Here is a 16,584-nt window from a genome sequence, read left to right on the forward strand (position 1 = left end):
ATATCACCCATGCAAGACTCAGCTTGGCGAGAGTATTTAACGATTCTTGGGTTTGTTGCTCTGCCCGCGATGGGAAATTTTGTTGGTGGTTTACTCGCTGAGATCGTCCCAATTTCAGGCCGCCTCCTCAGCCTCGCCTTACATGCTGCCGTCGGCGTTGTCATCGGCGTGGTGGCGGTGGAACTCATACCGACCGCGCTTGAGACCGAAGTCCCATGGGTGGTGATCCTAGCGTTTTTTTGCGGCGGCCTCATCTTCATAGTATTGGATCGGTCGATTGAATACGTGCAATCCCGCTTTAGCCGGACAAAGGGCTCCGCCACGGCATGGATGATCTTTGCGGGTGTCTGCATCGACCTCTTTAGCGACGGGGTGATGATTGGAACAGGCTCCACGATCGAGTTCGAACTGGGTCTGCTCCTCGCCTTAGGGCAAGTGCCGGCGGACATCCCAGAAGGGTTTGCTACAATCGCCACATTCCGGCGGCAAGGGCTCTCGCTCCGTTCGCGGCTCTGGCTCGCAGGGGCCTTCACGCTCCCAATTGTGCTGGGGGCCACGATCGGATTCTGGGGCCTCCGTACTGCTTCAAATCTCGCCAAGCTGATTGTACTTGGGTTCACGGCAGGGCTCCTTACCACAGTAGTCGTGGAAGAAATGGTCCCAGAAGCGCATCGGGACGGTGAATCGCGGCTGGCAGCAATCGTGCTCGTCAGTGGGTTCACACTCTTTGCTCTATTGGCTACCTCCCTTAAATCATGATAGCGACTCGCTCGAGCATCAGGGCCGGGGCTTCTGGATCTCGGGCCCAAGTGTCTTGAGCGATACGGTGCGGTTGAAGATGAGCCGGCCTAAAGTGGTGTCGGGATAAACGCAGAAATATCCTTGGCCCTTGAACTCAAAGCGGGCGCCGGTGGGCGCATGACGCAAGCCCGGCTCGGTGAGGCATCCGGGTAGGTGATCGAGCCAGTCGGGATTCAGATGGAGCCCACCGTCAACGTCGCGCATAACTTCTGCGCGGTCCGTTATACAGACGGACCTCGGCTTCCACCGCATGTGCGTCCGAAACCCAGTGAATGGTCGCCCTCACATTTCGTCGCTCCTTTGCCGATTGTCCCTCGTGGTGGGATCCTAGGTGCACTGTAATTCCGCCACGATGCCCGTACGGGAATCCTTCGTTACCTCGACACATTTCTGATGCAGGTATATCGCACTCTACCTCGCGCCCCAGCGCGAGACGAAAGTACCGCGTCGGTGCGCCTTCACTGAAATCGTCGTGCTCAATATAGAGCATCCTTGAAAAAGGTACCGTTCGCGTTCCGGCCGACGCGTCTTCCGGGTTGTTCACCGCGTCCACCTCTTCAATCTGGCTCTCGATGCAATTCTGAAGAACGACCTCCAAGGGCCTTAAGACCACCATGGCACGCGGAGCACGCTTATTCAAATCCTCACGGAAGTGCTCTAACAGCTGTAGTTCAACCACGCCATCGCGTTTCGCTCCTCGCTCTGTGGGAGTGGTGGCAGCGCAGGCCGCCCACAAGACTCTTACCCTTCTACCCTGCTAAACACCATCGCGGCCCTAGCGACAACCGGGACGATCCTCTTGGGAACAAAACACGTGCGCTTATACTCGCCTCCTCGTTATCGAGTGACGCTGGTGAAGGAGAGTCTGGCATACCCCTCGTCCGTCACGATCAGGGATTCCCAGAGCGCGTACCGGCTGCTTGTGCCGCTCTTCGATGGACTCGACCGCGAGCATTTCATGATCGTCGGTCTTGACGCGAAACATGCTGTCATCGGCATCAACACCGTGAGTATCGGATCAGTCACCATGAGCATCGTCCATCCGCGCGAAGTCTTCAAACCACTCATCCTCATGAACGCGAGCGCGGTCCTCTTGGCGCACAACCATCCCAGTGGAGACTCGACTCCCAGTCAAGAAGATCGCGCCTTGACTCGGCGACTCAAAGACTCCGGTGAGCTTCTCGGCATCACCGTCCTTGACCATGTTGTGATGGGCGAGGACCGCTACTACAGCTTTGCCGACCACCAAGAACTATAGTCAGAATGACTGACTCCGCTAGAGTTCCCATCCTGTCCTGATACTGCCAGGCAGACTAGCGTTGACTGTCGGGAAAAGTGTTGAGAGGTCCGAAAGGCGTATTCGGGTTGTACCGGTTGATGGGGTTCAGCGGATTGTTCGGGTTGACCTCGTTGATCGGATTAAAGGGATTGTTGGGATTGTAACGATTGATCGGATTGGCGGGATTCCCCGGATCGACACTGTTGATCGGGTTGAACGGATTCTTGGGGTCAACTGAGTTGATGGGATTCAGCGGATTGTCTGGCCGATATTGGTTGATCGGGTTAAAGATGTTGTAGTAGCGCTCGTACTTGGGATCGAAGCCCTGATCCGATAGCGCGTTTGCCGCGATGAGCAGCAGCGCGCATCCAACGAGAAGAAACCGCATGAAGATACGCATCTGATTCCTCTTCTCAGACTGTCCCCATTCTACACCCCCTGAATCGAATGTTCACATCCGCCGTATCGGCCTCCCATGAGCGGGCTCACGACAGCGGTCTCACCGAGTGCCGCTCGATCCAGGCGTCAATCGCCTTGAGATCAAACTTGACCAGGCGCCCTGTCTTCACGAATGGGATTCGGCGCTGGCTGGTCATGGTGTATAAAGTGTGCACGGAGAGGCCTGTGTACTCGGCGACTTCACGGATCGTGAACAGTCGACGGGTAATCGGTAGAGAGCGTGTTCCTGTGGCTGCGCGAATCTGACTCGCCCGGTCAGTGCCCACCGTAGACATGGAATCCCTCCTTCGTGAGCTTCTTCGCTAGCACCTGCTCCATCTGACACGCCTCGTCATAGGACATGGGATTCAGATGCTGATAGAGTTCCGGAAGGAGACGAACCCCATACTTCATCACCTTGGAGTTTTTCTTATACCCCTTCTTCTGGTTCGCAAACCGCTCCTCAGGTGTGAGGCCGGTCATGCCCACATAGACATCCTTCCCGCTCCCACCCGGCACGCCCTCCAGAAGGACAACATACACCGAATGATGCTCGGCCCGCCTCGCGCTCGTGTGTCGTCCTTTTAGGCGATTCAAGATGTGAGTCAGGAACTTCATCCGTCTCGCATCGACGCCTGTTCGAAGTACCCCTTGACTGCCACCATCGCTCGGCAATCATCTTCGTTGTAGGCGATGATGCGCTGAAGTACAGATTCTTTGGATGGATCAGCCAGGGTATTCGGTATACCAGGCAATCGACTTCGCTCCCGAAGGGTCGGGGTCGCGCGGAGGCTCAATGGGCGAGCAACTTCCTGCACTGTGAGGCCAACCCGCGATGAGTGGTTGGATGACGGGGAAGTGAGGGTGAAGGGGCCACCAAAACGGGCACACCCCGGCACCAAAACAATCCAGGTCGTGCCTTCGCGATAGAACCAATTTTGGCGTGACGATAAGTTTCGATGCAGTGAAGTGTTTAGCACTAACCTATCGTGTTGTGGCCCGCTGATGGTCACACAGCCCGACCCGCCGTGAGGGTGTTGTCGCGTTCCTTGTAATCCGTCGTCACTGACGTTAGTCCTCGGCGCCCACGCCGATCACAATTAGAACCGCATAGTCCTGCTTCGTGCAGCCCTCGACCGGAGGCATCGCTCCCCCTGGCGCAACTGGAAACGCAGTCTTCGGCACGTTTGCCGGCGAGCACAAACCCCCACCCGCTGCTGGTGTATAGCGCGCGGAGCGGCAGGCCAGGTGCGTTACGTCGTAGAGCGTCGCGCCTTTATCGATCTCCCAGCGCCTGTCGCCATTCCTGTCGGCGGGATGAATGGTCAGCACAGCCGTCACATCGCGGGCGCCCGTGGCCACGTACTTGCCGGGAGGGAGCGGAAAGGTCGGCTGCTCCATGATCAAGCCGTGTTCCTCCAGCCACCAGTCCGTGCCGTCGAATTTCCAGCGCGCCGGGGCAACGCCACCTGCATCCTTCAACCGTTTATAGCTGTTCAACTCGACGCCCCGAGGACCCGGGTCCAGAGGCCACAGACCCCACGATTGCGCGCCGCTCCCGGAGGTCGCACCTGGATCGCCCAACGCCGCGATGAACTGTGTCGATATACGCTGGAACTTCGTCTGACCTCCGCCTGCGGCGTGGGCTTGGCCTCGACTCAGATTAAATGAGGGGAGCACGAACGAACCGAGCAGAAAGAGAACCAGGATGAGCAGAACAAACGTAGAACGGGTCGAAGAACCACCCTCTTTTCTTGTCATCTTTGCTCCTGCGTCTCGTCGCCATTACGCGCGGGTTCCACACCAGGGCATGAACGCTTCGCAGGGAAGCTAATTTTAGGCTGCATGGCGTCGGATTCGCAACAGGGAGGAGGCGCCCATTGCCGCCAGCGAAGCCGCGTTCAAGGAAATCGCTCACCGACCTAAACCTGACCCAGTTAGATAGTTTTCTGGGCTCCAGCCATTAGTTATTCCTTCGCATCCTCGCCAACTGAACGGCAACTCCAGTCACACCCATCCTGTAATTCACAAGTTGCGTTGAAACGCCGTAGAAAGCAGCGATTGCCTCGATCGACATTCGTTGGCGTACCGCCTTTATCAATGCCTCGCGGGGCAGTAAGAGACTCCATCCAAGCCAGTTAGCCTCGTCCTCGTGCTTCTGATCATAGGTCCGCATGGCGAAGCTTCCGTCCTGTGAGAGAATAACTGTACTTGGCTTGTGATCCTGAATGATGTGGGCGAGTTCATGAACGATGTCACTCGCCTTTCTGCCGACCGACTTTCGAGGGTTATAGATGAGGAGTGTTCGTCCTCCCGGGACAATAACGCTGACGGCATGCCATCCGAAGCGATCCCTATTTTCCAATTGATCCAGGACTTGCTTGGGCAGGCCGGGGATGTGACGAGGAGTCATCACAGTCACATCTAAAAACTCGGCCAACTTGAGCACGTCGAGACTGTCGTAAGGCGCAAGTCCGAGCTCGCGTCGGATGTTGGCTGAAGTCCGTTCAGCAAAGGTTTTGAAACCTCGATCAAACGTCGCCATTGTCTATTGTGACTCCTGGATGCGGCTGCATTCTCATCGCGAAAAGAATCATTTGACCGAGGGCGTTGGCGGTTTCATGGTTTGGTGTAGCATCACCCTTAAAGTGGGCGGATATAGAGATGCATTCTGAAGTGTTGGGGGTCTTCCCATCGAATCCTAAGAATTCGCCCGGATCCACTCCCAGCCAATGACAGACCTTCCCAAACGTCGCAACATCTGGAATCCGCCCTCCCTCGATTCGCATCAACGTTGCCGGTGATATTCCGATTTCCTTCGCTGTTTCGCGCAGTTTCTTGTCCCCCCTCCGTTCTTTGACCATTTTCCCGAGGCTGCTCAAGGCTCGCCGTGTCATCCGCACCTCCTTTCGTGAAACACATATTGACGAACGAAACAGCAATGTGATTTAATCATATCACATTGGGCAACACAACTTCACCTGCAAAACGGAGGGACCAAATGGGTGATCACAATGGACAGAAGTTTCAAGTGAACATTGAGGGTGCGCTGTACGACTGGAACGGAGACACCATCACGGTTCCGGAGATACGGCAGCTGGGCAATCTACCAAGCAACATGCCTGTCATAGAGGTCGATCTCAAGGACAACACGGAGCGAACTCTGGCCGAAACGGAAACGGTCGAGATTAAGCCGGGCATGGGGTTCGGAAAGAAGGTGGGATTCAAGCGTGGGAGCGAGGATCGAATTCGTCAGGAACTGGCCATGCTACGTGGAGGCTGGCCTGACCTACAGTACGTGCCGGAGGGACATTGGGTTCGGATACCGCGCTATGTCACCAGCAAAGACATATGGATGTTTACCGAACCGGAAGTGTGCTTTCAAATCCCGGCCGGATTGCCGGGTCAAAACCCATATGCTTTCTATGTGCGTCCACATATGCTGCTGACTGGCGGCGGAATACCAGGCTCCTATACGTTCCCTGCTGACTCTACGCCTTTCGGCACGGGCTGGGGAAGATTTTCCTGGCAGCTTGAGCCCTGGCAACCCCATGCCGACGTTGCCAAGGGCAGCAATATGGTGAACTTCGTCCTGTCGTTTGCGGACCGCTTTCGGCAGGGACAATAAATGAAAATCGCCCTGTCACAAGAAATTTACAGCAGGTTGATCAAGCATCTGTTTTCGGGCAAGACGGAACAAGTGGCCTTTCTCCTCGGTATGCCGACCGACACCAGTCCTCGTATACGCCTTGAACAGTTGCTGTGTATACCACCGGAAGGGTTTACCATTCAGTCCGAGTACCATGTCAGTCTCACAGATGAAACGCGCGCGCACGTAATCAAATGGGCGTGGGATCACCAAGCATGCCTTGTGGAGGCTCATTCACACCGCGGGTATGCGACGGCCGCCTTCTCTCCGTCCGACATCGCCGGCTTTCGAGAGTTTGTTCCGCATGTATGGTGGCGGCTTCAGGGGCGGCCATATGCCGCCTTTGTATTCACTCAAAACGAGTTCGATGCGTTAGCATGGACGAAATCACCTCACGTCGCGCAGCAGGTGACGACGCTTGAGGTCGACGGCAGGCAAGACAGGCTCCCGACCGCGGAAAGTCTGCACTCATATATGAGGCGAGCACATGATGCAGGAAAGCGAACGCTTTAGTCGAAACATCGCTCTATTTGGACAGCAAGGACAGCGCCGGATTACCGAATGCACTATAGGCGTTGTGGGACTAGGCGGCTTAGGTAGTCATGTGGCTCAGCAGACAGCGTTCCTTGGAGTTCGCAGATTCCTATTTGTTGATAATGACCTTGTCACTCTGTCCAGCCTGAACCGTCTTATCGGAGCCACCGAGGACGATGTTGATAAAACGCCGAAAGTGAAGGTCGCAGAGCGCGTAGTTCTCTCCATACAACCGACGGCTCGGGTGACGGCATTAACATCGGCCATCGGAGACGAGGCAATGAAAACGGCACTCCAATCTGTGAATCTTATATTTGGTTGTGTAGATAACGACGTGGCACTGCTAGCTCTTACCGAGTTCGCGGCCTCCCACCGGAGGCCATACCTCGACGTGGCCTCGGACATAAACGACGATGGTGGTCTTTGGTACGGCGGGCGGGTGCTGTTTGCCTACGACGGCAGTAAATGTTTATCGTGCGCTGGCGAACTTGACCAACGAGAGATCACCCGAGCTGGTATGACAGCAGAACAACGAGCAGAAGATGACGGGATCTACGGGGTATCACGAAGCTTGCTTAATGGGACCGGACCTGCCGTGGTGTCGATAAACGGCGTGGTAGCCTCGCTGGCGGTTACGGAGTTCATGGCTTGGGCTACGGGCCTGAGGAATCCGTATTTTCACTTATCCTATCGAGGTGACCTGGCGAGAGTAACTATGAACAAGGAAGTTACTGGCACAAGCTGCTATTACTGTTCGAAATATAAATAATGGAGACGACGTGTCGATCGCAATACATCTCCCGACTGCCGACGTTTGATCTTCCGGTAGACCCACGGCGTCACGGGATCAGGATCCGCCCACAGCCCAAGCCCTGATCGTTGTGCTCTTCGTTGCAACTCTGCTACCACTAACACCAGCCCTCTTTGACCATCTTGCGATCGACATTGGTTCCTTCAGGCAAGAGCACATGAAGGCTCCCAGGCGATGCCCTCATCTTAAGCCTACCAATCCCCGTGTGTTATCTTCAGTCATCCACTGCAGTGAGTGACTGCAACCATTCGATGTATGCGGGTGATAGGTTGTGGCCCTTTGCGCCGTTGATTATCAGATCGAGGTAGACTCGGCGGGGACGCAGTCCAGAAGATGGGCTGACCGCGAAATAGCACTCAGCCGAGATCGAATCCCCCTCATGGGTAGTGACGGTGATCGTTCGTCGCACGTACTGTCTCTTGTGCGCGCCCTCATGTTTATCGAGCTTCTCTAATTCATGGTCTTGCAGGGTGTACAACACCCCATGCACAGTGTGGCCTTTCTCAGGAACTACCATCGCGTAGCCAGAGCCGTCATTAGCAGGTTTATCAAATGAAAGCCTGTATCCGTCCAGGCGAGCGAGTCGCCACTCGATGTTCCTCCTCCCGACTCGGTCTTCCAAGCGTCCGGTATCAAGATTTGATCCGTACGCGAAATACCAATGTAGCATACGATCAAAGGAACCCTTCCGTTTCTCTTCGGGCACCGTGGGACAGTCTTTTCAGCCTCGACAGCTCCGAAGCGTAGATACACAGGCAATCTTCTATCTCGTGAGGCCTTAGCTTGGTGAATTCTGCTGGCAGTTCGCTGACCTTCAGGTATTTGCCTCCTGAGGCAAGACCGAGAGCTTTGGCGCCCTTCCGCGTCCCACGATGCAGGTAGACGAATTCGGGTTCCATCCCGAGCCGAGCTCCAATGCGGACCGCGGTATCGTATATCGCCAGCTCTCCAAATCCCCTGATCGACCCGGCCGTTGTTTCCACCAGTTCGATTAAGCTGTCAAAGCCGGTGCATTTGCTGATCTGAGCGCGTTTCGCCAGCAGCTCTTTGCCCGCCCTGGCTAATACCGCCTCCGGGATCCGCCACTGGTGGTCGTGCTTCTTCCCACCTTCTACCTCCGCCCTGGCAGCCCTTTCTATGGCTTCTTCGAGAGAATTCAACATCTCGAAGGAGGCAAGCTCATTGTTAGCCCTGTCTCTGTACCTAGCGATGTAATCCTGGACGACATCCTTAAAGGAGCGAAGGACAATTCGGCTGCCACTAGCGGGTGAACAGGCTCGGGCCTTCGTTTTTGTGCTGGGCATGAATCCCCTGCGTTTAGCAATCCCCGTCATTGACAGCGGCTTCGCATTCCTCAGGATGGACCCACGCCGCACCGCCGCTGTTCAGTTCTCCACGTAGGTCGATTCATAATAATCGTAACCTCACTCACTCTCCTCCCGGCGCCCCTGGACATATTTGAGCATCTTCTCGAGCATCTGGGATTGCGACTTGGCGTCATCAAGGGCGTTATGGGTCTGCACAGCTGGACCCTTGAACATGTCTGGAATCCGACTCGATCTCCTATCCTCCCAGCTCACGCCCATCAATCCCATGAAGTACGATTTGATATCCAAAGGGCCAATGCCGAACGGGTTTCTCCCGAGGTACGTGTGGAAGTACCAGTTTACGAATGCCCAGTCGAATGCCGCGTTGAAGCCCACGAACACTGGACTCCGTCCACGAGAGACCGACTTGATCCATTCCTCGAATTCTCCCACCACAGCCTTCGCCTCACGCCCGTTCTTCGTGAAGTACTCAAGCGGTTTTCCAACAACTCTAATTGCTTCGGCGACGACTTGCTCGCTGATCGGCCGCAGCTCGGCGTAGAAGGACGCTTCAGAGTTTCCCACCAGGCACGCCCCGATGCTGAGCATGCTGTAGGCAGGCGGACATGGGCCCGAGGCCTCAACGTCCACTGAAATGTAGACTTCGGTGTTCAACATCACCGTCAGGGAACTAGAGGCGACCGGTCGATGTATTGGGACCAGAACGCCCGAAACCCTTCCTTTCGGTCTTCCTCTGGCTCACCATCCTTCCAGAAGTGGCACGGGATAGCGCTTTGGTCGAACGGTAGCTTTGTACCTTGCTCCGCCGTGCAGAGAACACGCAGTGGCCGCGCAAGAGCATATCCGAGCTCGATGAAGCAGTTCAGTCGTTCACCCGTCACGTCCACGACGGCGACCATTGAGTGGTGCAATCGCTTGAAGACTTCGACATTGAGGAATCCCGATTCCACCTGGTCCTTCCCGAGGTCGACTCGCGCGAGCCCGCGTTCCTCGATTACCGGATCAACCACGTTGCGGAAATACTTCTCTACCCGTTCATAGGCTTCGTGTTTAGGATTCAGCAGGCGCACGTAGAACGCCGTCGGTGGTGCGAGGACCGCGAGTATCTCGATGATGCCCGCCGACACAACGCTGATCGGAGCTCTCCCTTGATCTGTAGCGATCTTTGCCAGCTTCGCGCCTTCCGTACCTAACTCGCCTCCTCGGAGCCGGATGAAGTTCAGCGGATTCACTCTGGATTCCCGGGCAAGCCGCTCTGCACCTCCTGTGCCGTCCTCCCTGCTTGCCCCTAACGGCAGATCAAGAGGGATGACCCCCTTGCAGGACTTCTTATATCCATCCGCCAAGTGTTCCACCCCGGTTCCACCTCCAAGTATGAAGAGCGCATCTCCGTATCCCATTTGTAGCTCCCGGATCATGGTCGCGGAGCGTGCGCCGGCCATAATTCTCTTCACCTCGACCTTGCCGGTTCCCAGAAGCTCGGTCCAAAGGCCCCTTCTGGAAGCAGGAATCTCCGTCTCTCCCTTCTCCGACACGACAACAACGACCGGACACCGTGTGCCCATCGCTTCAGGGCAGATTCCAGACCGAATGGCCTCCGCGATTACTTCCAAGACCGACCAGTCGAAGACTTGTGCCGGCCCTTCTTCCAGTGTGGGCTCCTTCCCTGCGCCAACGACGATTCCTCCCCCTCCTTCAATCACTCCATGCACCACTTGCCGCACAAGCTCGTGAGCATAGACGGCCAGCGCACTGGGCGTTCTTGGCCCAACGCTTCCAGCAATATGGAGCCGTTTTCCGGCAAGAGGCCGCTCCGTTGTCATAGGCTCTTCACCCTTGAGCAAGATTGTTCACGTGAGTCGGCGAACATCATCAGGTAATCCGAGAAAAGTGTCGCGTATCTCCACAACACCACATCGACTACCTGAACAGGCTCACCAAGGTGGTCAGATATCAGCTGGCACAATTCCTGTGGGGAACTGAATCCGGCCACGGTGGCAATGCGTTGAAGGTGCCGATCTGGCTTCACCACGGGAAGGCCGAGGTTCTTGGCAAGATGGAAGGCGGTGATTGATCCTATGTAGGGCAAGGTCTGGAGAAAACGCATGTCTTCGTATTCGATTTGGCGGCGTACACTCGATGATGGTGGAAATCCCATAGAGCTCCACTAGGGAATTCTGTAACGGTGTTGCTGTGAGAAGGACCTTGCGCCGGTTTTCGAGGGCCCACCGGATGTTCTGTCCCATGCGATTCGACGGCCGGTAGGCATTCCGCAGCTTGTGCGCCTCGTCGACGACTACCAGATCCCATTGGACCGGGCGAACATCAGTTGCGCGGGCACTGGCGAAGTGTGTCGATGTGATGACGATCCCGTCTGCCTCAAAGGGATTGGGCACGCCTCGAGCCTGTCTATCCCGATACTCCTTCACGTCCAGGATGACCGTTGGCAGGTTGAACTTCTCCGCCAGCTCAAGCGCCCATTGCTTACGGATGGATGCGGGGCAGATGACGAGGATCCGTCGCCGCCTTTCTGCCCAGAACTGGCAGAGGACCAGGCCAGCCTCGATGGTCTTCCCAAGGCCGACCTCGTCCGCAAGAAGAACGCCCTTGGAGACTGGGGATCGGAAGGCGAAGAGGGCCGCCTCGATTTGGTGCGGATTTAAATCAACGCATGCATCGAACAGGGACCTAGAAAGACGCCCCACCCCGGCTCCGCCAATGCGGGTCAACTCGCACGCAAAGTACTTCGCATGATACGCTGTGCTCATCGTGCGGTCTTCCTCCTCGGGCGCTTGCTCTGGTTCTCTTCAAGCTCATGCTTCATCTCCCAGAGTCGCTTTATGAGGAAAGGGAGGGGCACGCGCTTGCCGTTCTCCCAATGGTTCACCGTGCTATAGGTGACCCCTACCGTATGAGCAAACTGCTCCTGGGTAAGATCGAGCCGTCGGCGAAGTTCTCTGACAAGGGCCGGGATATCTTCGTTGTTCCTCATGTCCGTACTCCGAAGCCCTGTAATCGTCTCCGGGTCTCCATTAAGGGCGCCATGTTATGCTACATAGCGATTCTTCGCAAGCGCGATGAGCGACGGAGAGGCGTAAATTGTCTTATGACTAGAACCTATCTCAAAATGGTTGTGTCGCTAGAAAAAATCCCTATAATGCGCCCGCATGTTGCGCCTGCGCGACGACCAATGGGAACGGATTCGGGAGTATTTTCCCGAGGAGCACATTCCCGAAGGCCGCCCGGGCCGCAAGCCGGTGCCGGCCCGCGCCGTCTTGGATGCCGTCCTGTGGATTCTGAACACGGGCGCGCAGTGGCACATGCTGCCCCAGTGCTATCCCAACTACAAAACGGTGCATCGCCGCTTTCAGCAGTGGTGCGAGCGCGAGGTGCTGCGCGAGATTCTCACGCAGCTGGCGAATACCCTGCGGGAAGAAGGGGCGATTGATGAACGTGAGAGCTTCATCGATGCCACGTTTGCCTCGGCCAAGGGCGGCGGTGAGGGCATCGGGCCAACCCGCCGGGGCAAGGGCGTCAAGATCCTCGCGATCGTGGATCGCCATGGGCTGCCGCTCTCGGTCAGTACACATGCGGCCAATCATCATGAGGTCACGTTAGTGCAACTCAGCTTCAACTTCTACATGCTGGAGGCCAAGCCGGAACATCTCATTGGCGATCGCGCGTACGACAGCGATGGGCTGGACGCTGACCTCAAGCACGACGGCGTGAACATGATCGCACCCCACCGGTCCACGCGAAAGCTGAAAACCCAAGATGGCCGTCATCTGCGCCGCTATCAACGCCGCTGGCTCGTTGAACGGTTCTTCGCCTGGCTCCAATGGAAGCGGCGCTTACTGATTCGCTGGGAATATTACCCCACCAACTTCCTGGGTTTTGTGCAGCTCGCATCGATCACCATGCTGCTCAAGCAATTTTGAGATAGTCTTCATGAGCGAAGCGCTCACCCTGCACCAGAAAAATGCGCTATCGTACAGTGGGCCGTGGCCTGGGCCAACGTCGGTGAACCTAGGGAAGGTCTGATTAATTCACGTTTGCACTGAGAAATCTGTTCATAGGGTGGTCAATGAGGGCGATCTGCCTTGGACCGCGCTGGTCCGGGAGCATCTTTATCGGTGGGCGCCCGCCGTCAGGCGGCCCGCGCCCCCGGTTACGCACACGCCCGCTAGTGTATCGTAACTTAAATCATGTTAACATGCCATCCGGGTACACTCTGTCCCTGGAGGGTGCATGGCCAACCATTCGCGTCCGATCGTTCTCGGGGAAGCCAACCGTATCGAACTCGAACGCCTTCAGCGATCCCCCAGCGTGCCGGCCGGAGTCAGCCGGCGGGCTCACGTGGTGCTGCTGCTGGCTGACAAGGTCTTCGGCGCAGAGGTGGCGAGGATGACGGGCTACACGGTTGTCCAGGTCAGTCGCCTCCGACGACGTTTCGTTGAAGAAGGGATCGCGGGCCTCGGGGACAAACCGCGATCGGGACGTCCGCCGTCCATCACCGCCCGCAAGCGGGCCCAGGTTGTTGCCAAAACTCTGAAGCCACCGGGGGATGGTCTGACTCATTGGAGCTCCCGCGAGTTGGCCACTGAGGTCGGGGTGTCGCACAGCACGGTCCACCGGATATGGAAGGCTCACGACCTGCAGCCCCATCGGGTCGAGACGTTCAAGTTCAGCACGGATCCCGACGCCGAAGAGAAGATCCACGATGTGGTCGGCCTCTACTTGAACCCGCCGGCCAACGCCGTCGTCCTGAGCGTCGACGAGAAGACCCAGATCCAGGCTCTGAACCGGACGCAGCCGATTCTGCCGCTCCGCCCGGGCCTTCCGGCCCGGCAGACTCATGACTACCAGCGCAATGGATTGACCAGTTTGTACGCCGCTCTGGAAGTCGCTTCCGGAGCGATCGTCGGCGAGTGCAGCAAACGACACACCGGGGCCGACTTCCTTCGGTTCCTGAACGTGCTCAGCCGGCATTATCGGAAGCGCTCCCTGCATGTCATCCTCGACAACTCGTCCACGCACAAGACCCCGGAGATACAGGCGTGGCTGGAGGCGCACCCTCGCGTGCACTTCCACTTCACGCCGACCGGGGCATCGTGGTTGAACATGGTGGAGGCCTGGTTCAGCATCCTGACCCGGAAATCCGTTCGCCGGGGATCCTTCGACACAGTCAGGGCCCTCGTGAAACACATCCAGCGCTACATCGACCGCTGGAACGAGAATCCGACACCGTTTGTCTGGACCCGCGAGCCCGCCGACATCATCAAGAAAGCCATCCGGAGGACTCGTTAACATGACTTCTAGGACGGAACACTAGGCTGCCGCCAGCAGGTGCCGGCGAGCCACATACAGATTCGCCAAGCCGCAGCTGATGAACAGCCAGTGGGTATTCTTCGCCAACCCACGGTACCGGACTTTGGACCATCCAAAGATCCGCTTGATCACCAAGAACACATGTTCGACTTTGGCGCGGACCTTCGACTTCGTGCGGTTGCGGGCACGCTCCGCCTCGCTCAAGGGCCGATGCCGATGGGCTTTGGCCTGGATGAAGCTCTTCGCACCCGGGGCGTGGTGCCGGATCACGTCGCAGTGCCCGCTGTAGGCGGCATCGCCCCACACGCGGGTCTCCTGCCCATGCAGCAGCTTGGGCAACACCTGGCTGTCATGCACATTCGCGGCGGTGGCGGCCACCGAATGAATCAGCTTGGTCCGGCTATCCACTCCGATATGAGCCTTCATGCCGAAATACCACTGGTTCCCCTTCTTCGTCTGATGCATCTCCGGATCCCGCTCCTGCTGGCGATTCTTCGTCGAACTGGGCGCCGCAATAATGGTCGCGTCCACGATGGTCCCTCGGCTGACCTGCAAGCCCTGCGCGGCCAAATACTCCCGGATCCGCGCAAAGAGGTGTTCGCCCAACTGGTGGGCTTCCAGCAGATGACGAAACTTGCAGATCGTGGTTTCATCGGGCACGGGCTCACGGCCCAGATCAATGCCCACGAATTGCCGCAGGGCCCGCGAGTCGTACAGCGCCTCCTCCACCGCCGGATCCGACAGATTGAACCACTGTTGCAGGCAATGGAGACGCAGCAGACGCTCGACGCCCACCGGCGGACGCCCCGGGCCTTCGGCTTTGGGATAAAACGGGGCAATCGCAGCAGCCAGTTCCGCCCACGGCACCACGCGGTTCATCTCGTCAAGAAACCGCTCCCGGCGGGTGGGCTTGCGATACTGTTCGAACGTGACCTCGGCAAATGTCGATTGCTGCATGGGGGCGCCTCCTCATCAGGACTGCGCTTCCCTTTAGCACATCGCGAGCGGAGAATAAATCAGACCTTCCCTAGGTACTCGTGAGTCCGAGAGATAGTCTGATGTAGGAGCGTTCGGCACCCCGCACTGTTGCCATGAGCACGAGAAACAGAGTCGTAACCCAGAAGGCTCCTCCGGGCCGCGGCCCCTCACCGGAAGGAGGTCGCCATGGATGCCTTGATTGAGCGGTGCGCTGGATTGGATGTCCACAAGAAGACCGTAGCGGTGTGTGTACGCTTGCCGAACCTAGCCGGGGGCCAACTGCAACACGTCCGCACGTTTGGCACAATGACCGCTGATCTGCTGGTTCTGCGTGACTGGCTCACGGCACATGGCGTGACACATATCGCCCTCGAGAGCACGGGCGTCTACTGGAAGCCGGTGTATTACGTGCTCGAGGAGGCGTTCACCTGCCTGCTGGTCAATGCGGCACACATGAACAACGTTCCAGGCCGCAAGACGGATGTGCAGGACTGTGTCTGGATCGCGCAATTGTTGGAGTGCGGGCTCTTGCGGGGGAGCTTTGTGCCGCCGGCACCGATCCGAGAGTTGCGTGACCTGGTCCACTATCGCAAGGTACTGACCCAAGAGCGTGCCCGCGAAGCGCAGCGGCTGCACAAAGTGCTGGAAGATACGGGGGTGAAGCTCGCCTCGGTCGCCACGGACATTCTTGGCGTCTCCGGCCGCGCGATGCTCGAGGCTTTGGTGGCTGGTACCACGGACCCCGACGTGCTGGCCGAGTTAGCCAAAGGTCGCCTGCGTGTCAAGTTGCCAATGTTGCGGCAGGCTCTGGTCGGACGCTTCCGACGGCACCATGCGTTGCTGGTCAGTGAACTGCTCGCGCATCTGGATTATTTGGAAGAGGCCATCGACCGACTCAGTGAGCCGATCGCAGAGCACCTGCGCCCTTTCGCATCGAGGCTGATTCCCTTGGATGCGATCCCGGGGGTGAATCAGCGGACGATTGAAGGGGTGGTGGCAGAAATTGGCGTGGACCTGAGCCCTTTCCCGTCGGATCGCCATTTGGTCAGTTGGGCCGGTCTCTGTCCAGGCCACCACGAGAGCGCGGGCAAGCAGACCAGCGGCACGCCTCGAAAGGGCAACCGTTGGCTGCGCGCCACGTTAGTGGAAGCGGCACTGGCCGCGGTTCGGGTCAAAGAGAGTCGGCTCGCTGCCCGTTACCGGCGCATCATGCGCCATCGCGGGCACAAGAAGGCTGTGGTGGCGGTGGCCCACACAATCCTCGTGATTATCTACCATATGCTGACGCGCGGGGTTCCGTACCACGAGCTCGGGGCTGCCTATCTCGATCAGCGTGACCGTGACCAGGCCACGCGTCGGCACGTCAAACACCTAGAACGCTTGGGCCATCGTGTGATCCTTGGGCCTGTCGCTTAAGAGACAGTGGGGGCATTTTCGA

General features: G+C 57.5%; 22 protein-coding genes and 1 pseudogene. 8 read left to right on the top strand and 15 right to left on the bottom strand.

Annotation, left to right across the window (positions count from 1 at the left end):
- Nucleotides 1–9: 9 nt before the first annotated feature.
- Nucleotides 10–759 carry a ZIP family metal transporter gene (locus NITMOv2_RS13495; protein WP_083448013.1) on the top strand — a complete coding sequence of 250 codons (750 nt, stop codon included), beginning with the start codon at nucleotides 10–12 and terminating at the stop codon, nucleotides 757–759.
- An 18-nt stretch (nucleotides 760–777) separates the two neighbouring features.
- Here NITMOv2_RS13495 and NITMOv2_RS13500 read toward each other — a convergent pair whose 3' ends face one another.
- Nucleotides 778–1,005: a hypothetical protein gene (locus tag NITMOv2_RS13500; RefSeq protein WP_053380363.1), complete on the bottom strand. Its 228-nt coding sequence runs from the start codon at nucleotides 1,003–1,005 to the stop codon at nucleotides 778–780.
- Nucleotides 992–1,417, bottom strand: a complete 426-nt coding sequence (locus NITMOv2_RS25060) for a glutamine--tRNA ligase (RefSeq protein WP_420799900.1) — start codon at nucleotides 1,415–1,417, stop codon at nucleotides 992–994. The genes NITMOv2_RS13500 and NITMOv2_RS25060 overlap by 14 nt, the downstream gene beginning before the upstream one ends.
- 237 nt (nucleotides 1,418–1,654) lie before the next feature.
- Between NITMOv2_RS25060 and NITMOv2_RS13505 the strand changes: the two genes are divergently transcribed.
- Nucleotides 1,655–2,059, top strand: a complete 405-nt coding sequence (locus NITMOv2_RS13505) for a JAB domain-containing protein (RefSeq protein WP_053380364.1) — start codon at nucleotides 1,655–1,657, stop codon at nucleotides 2,057–2,059.
- A 55-nt stretch (nucleotides 2,060–2,114) separates the two neighbouring features.
- On the opposite strand, the gene NITMOv2_RS13510 is transcribed toward NITMOv2_RS13505, so the two are convergent.
- From NITMOv2_RS13510 to NITMOv2_RS13535, 6 genes are all read right to left on the bottom strand, one after another.
- Nucleotides 2,115–2,480, bottom strand: coding sequence for a hypothetical protein (locus NITMOv2_RS13510; RefSeq protein WP_053380365.1), 366 nt, complete (start codon nucleotides 2,478–2,480; stop codon nucleotides 2,115–2,117).
- A gap of 85 nt (nucleotides 2,481–2,565) precedes the next feature.
- Nucleotides 2,566–2,814: a helix-turn-helix domain-containing protein gene (locus tag NITMOv2_RS25065; protein WP_053380366.1), complete on the bottom strand. Its 249-nt coding sequence runs from the start codon at nucleotides 2,812–2,814 to the stop codon at nucleotides 2,566–2,568.
- Nucleotides 2,795–3,061, bottom strand: coding sequence for a hypothetical protein (locus tag NITMOv2_RS13520; RefSeq protein WP_145976334.1), 267 nt, complete (start codon nucleotides 3,059–3,061; stop codon nucleotides 2,795–2,797). Before NITMOv2_RS13520 ends, NITMOv2_RS25065 begins: the two co-directional genes overlap by 20 nt.
- A gap of 528 nt (nucleotides 3,062–3,589) precedes the next feature.
- Nucleotides 3,590–4,279 (bottom strand): hypothetical protein, encoded by a 690-nt coding sequence (locus NITMOv2_RS13525; protein WP_053380368.1) that lies wholly within the window; start codon nucleotides 4,277–4,279, stop codon nucleotides 3,590–3,592.
- A gap of 202 nt (nucleotides 4,280–4,481) precedes the next feature.
- Nucleotides 4,482–5,063 carry an ImmA/IrrE family metallo-endopeptidase gene (locus tag NITMOv2_RS13530; RefSeq protein WP_053380369.1) on the bottom strand — a complete coding sequence of 194 codons (582 nt, stop codon included), beginning with the start codon at nucleotides 5,061–5,063 and terminating at the stop codon, nucleotides 4,482–4,484.
- Entirely contained in the window at nucleotides 5,050–5,415 is a 366-nt protein-coding gene (locus tag NITMOv2_RS13535; protein WP_053380370.1) for a helix-turn-helix domain-containing protein, read from the bottom strand. Before NITMOv2_RS13535 ends, NITMOv2_RS13530 begins: the two co-directional genes overlap by 14 nt.
- Before the next feature lie 104 nt (nucleotides 5,416–5,519).
- Here NITMOv2_RS13535 and NITMOv2_RS13540 point away from each other — a divergent pair, with 104 nt between their 5' ends.
- From NITMOv2_RS13540 to NITMOv2_RS13550, 3 genes are read left to right on the top strand one after another with little or no spacing between them, the layout of a single operon-like run.
- Nucleotides 5,520–6,146, top strand: coding sequence for a multiubiquitin domain-containing protein (locus tag NITMOv2_RS13540; protein ID WP_053380371.1), 627 nt, complete (start codon nucleotides 5,520–5,522; stop codon nucleotides 6,144–6,146).
- Nucleotides 6,147–6,680 carry a hypothetical protein gene (locus NITMOv2_RS13545; protein WP_053380372.1) on the top strand — a complete coding sequence of 178 codons (534 nt, stop codon included), beginning with the start codon at nucleotides 6,147–6,149 and terminating at the stop codon, nucleotides 6,678–6,680.
- Entirely contained in the window at nucleotides 6,655–7,470 is an 816-nt protein-coding gene (locus tag NITMOv2_RS13550; RefSeq protein WP_053380373.1) for a ThiF family adenylyltransferase, read from the top strand. The genes NITMOv2_RS13545 and NITMOv2_RS13550 overlap by 26 nt, the downstream gene beginning before the upstream one ends.
- Before the next feature lie 256 nt (nucleotides 7,471–7,726).
- Here NITMOv2_RS13550 and NITMOv2_RS25070 read toward each other — a convergent pair whose 3' ends face one another.
- The 6 genes and pseudogenes from NITMOv2_RS25070 to NITMOv2_RS25075 all read right to left on the bottom strand — a co-directional run bounded on the left by NITMOv2_RS25070 (nucleotide 7,727) and on the right by NITMOv2_RS25075 (nucleotide 11,832).
- Entirely contained in the window at nucleotides 7,727–8,182 is a 456-nt protein-coding gene (locus NITMOv2_RS25070) for a gamma-glutamylcyclotransferase family protein (protein WP_083448015.1), read from the bottom strand.
- Between the two features lie 4 nt (nucleotides 8,183–8,186).
- Nucleotides 8,187–8,816, bottom strand: coding sequence for a hypothetical protein (locus tag NITMOv2_RS13560; RefSeq protein WP_145976335.1), 630 nt, complete (start codon nucleotides 8,814–8,816; stop codon nucleotides 8,187–8,189).
- 120 nt (nucleotides 8,817–8,936) lie between these two features.
- Nucleotides 8,937–9,497, bottom strand: a complete 561-nt coding sequence (locus tag NITMOv2_RS13565; protein ID WP_053380375.1) for a 3'-5' exonuclease — start codon at nucleotides 9,495–9,497, stop codon at nucleotides 8,937–8,939.
- 5 nt (nucleotides 9,498–9,502) lie between these two features.
- Complete coding sequence (locus NITMOv2_RS13570; protein WP_053380376.1) at nucleotides 9,503–10,663, bottom strand: hypothetical protein; 1,161 nt, start codon at nucleotides 10,661–10,663, stop codon at nucleotides 9,503–9,505.
- A gap of 312 nt (nucleotides 10,664–10,975) precedes the next feature.
- A pseudogene (locus tag NITMOv2_RS22840) lies at nucleotides 10,976–11,608 on the bottom strand (DEAD/DEAH box helicase); the annotation flags it as partial.
- Nucleotides 11,605–11,832 carry a helix-turn-helix domain-containing protein gene (locus NITMOv2_RS25075; protein ID WP_053380379.1) on the bottom strand — a complete coding sequence of 76 codons (228 nt, stop codon included), beginning with the start codon at nucleotides 11,830–11,832 and terminating at the stop codon, nucleotides 11,605–11,607. The gene NITMOv2_RS25075 and the pseudogene NITMOv2_RS22840, both read right to left, overlap by 4 nt.
- Before the next feature lie 175 nt (nucleotides 11,833–12,007).
- On the opposite strand from NITMOv2_RS25075, the gene NITMOv2_RS22845 reads away from it, so the two are divergent.
- Nucleotides 12,008–12,778 (top strand): IS5 family transposase, encoded by a 771-nt coding sequence (locus NITMOv2_RS22845; protein ID WP_083448018.1) that lies wholly within the window; start codon nucleotides 12,008–12,010, stop codon nucleotides 12,776–12,778.
- A 310-nt stretch (nucleotides 12,779–13,088) separates the two neighbouring features.
- Nucleotides 13,089–14,147: an IS630 family transposase gene (locus NITMOv2_RS13595; RefSeq protein WP_053380380.1), complete on the top strand. Its 1,059-nt coding sequence runs from the start codon at nucleotides 13,089–13,091 to the stop codon at nucleotides 14,145–14,147.
- Nucleotides 14,148–14,168: 21 nt separating this feature from the next.
- On the opposite strand, the gene NITMOv2_RS13600 is transcribed toward NITMOv2_RS13595, so the two are convergent.
- The gene (locus NITMOv2_RS13600; protein WP_053380381.1) at nucleotides 14,169–15,125 is read right to left on the bottom strand and encodes an IS5 family transposase; all 957 of its coding nucleotides are present in this window, start codon (nucleotides 15,123–15,125) and stop codon (nucleotides 14,169–14,171) included.
- Between the two features lie 207 nt (nucleotides 15,126–15,332).
- Here NITMOv2_RS13600 and NITMOv2_RS13605 point away from each other — a divergent pair, with 207 nt between their 5' ends.
- Nucleotides 15,333–16,562: an IS110 family RNA-guided transposase gene (locus tag NITMOv2_RS13605; protein WP_053380382.1), complete on the top strand. Its 1,230-nt coding sequence runs from the start codon at nucleotides 15,333–15,335 to the stop codon at nucleotides 16,560–16,562.
- Nucleotides 16,563–16,584 lie beyond the last annotated feature (22 nt).

This window comes from Nitrospira moscoviensis (assembly GCF_001273775.1).
Lineage (GTDB): Bacteria > Nitrospirota > Nitrospiria > Nitrospirales > Nitrospiraceae > Nitrospira_D > Nitrospira_D moscoviensis.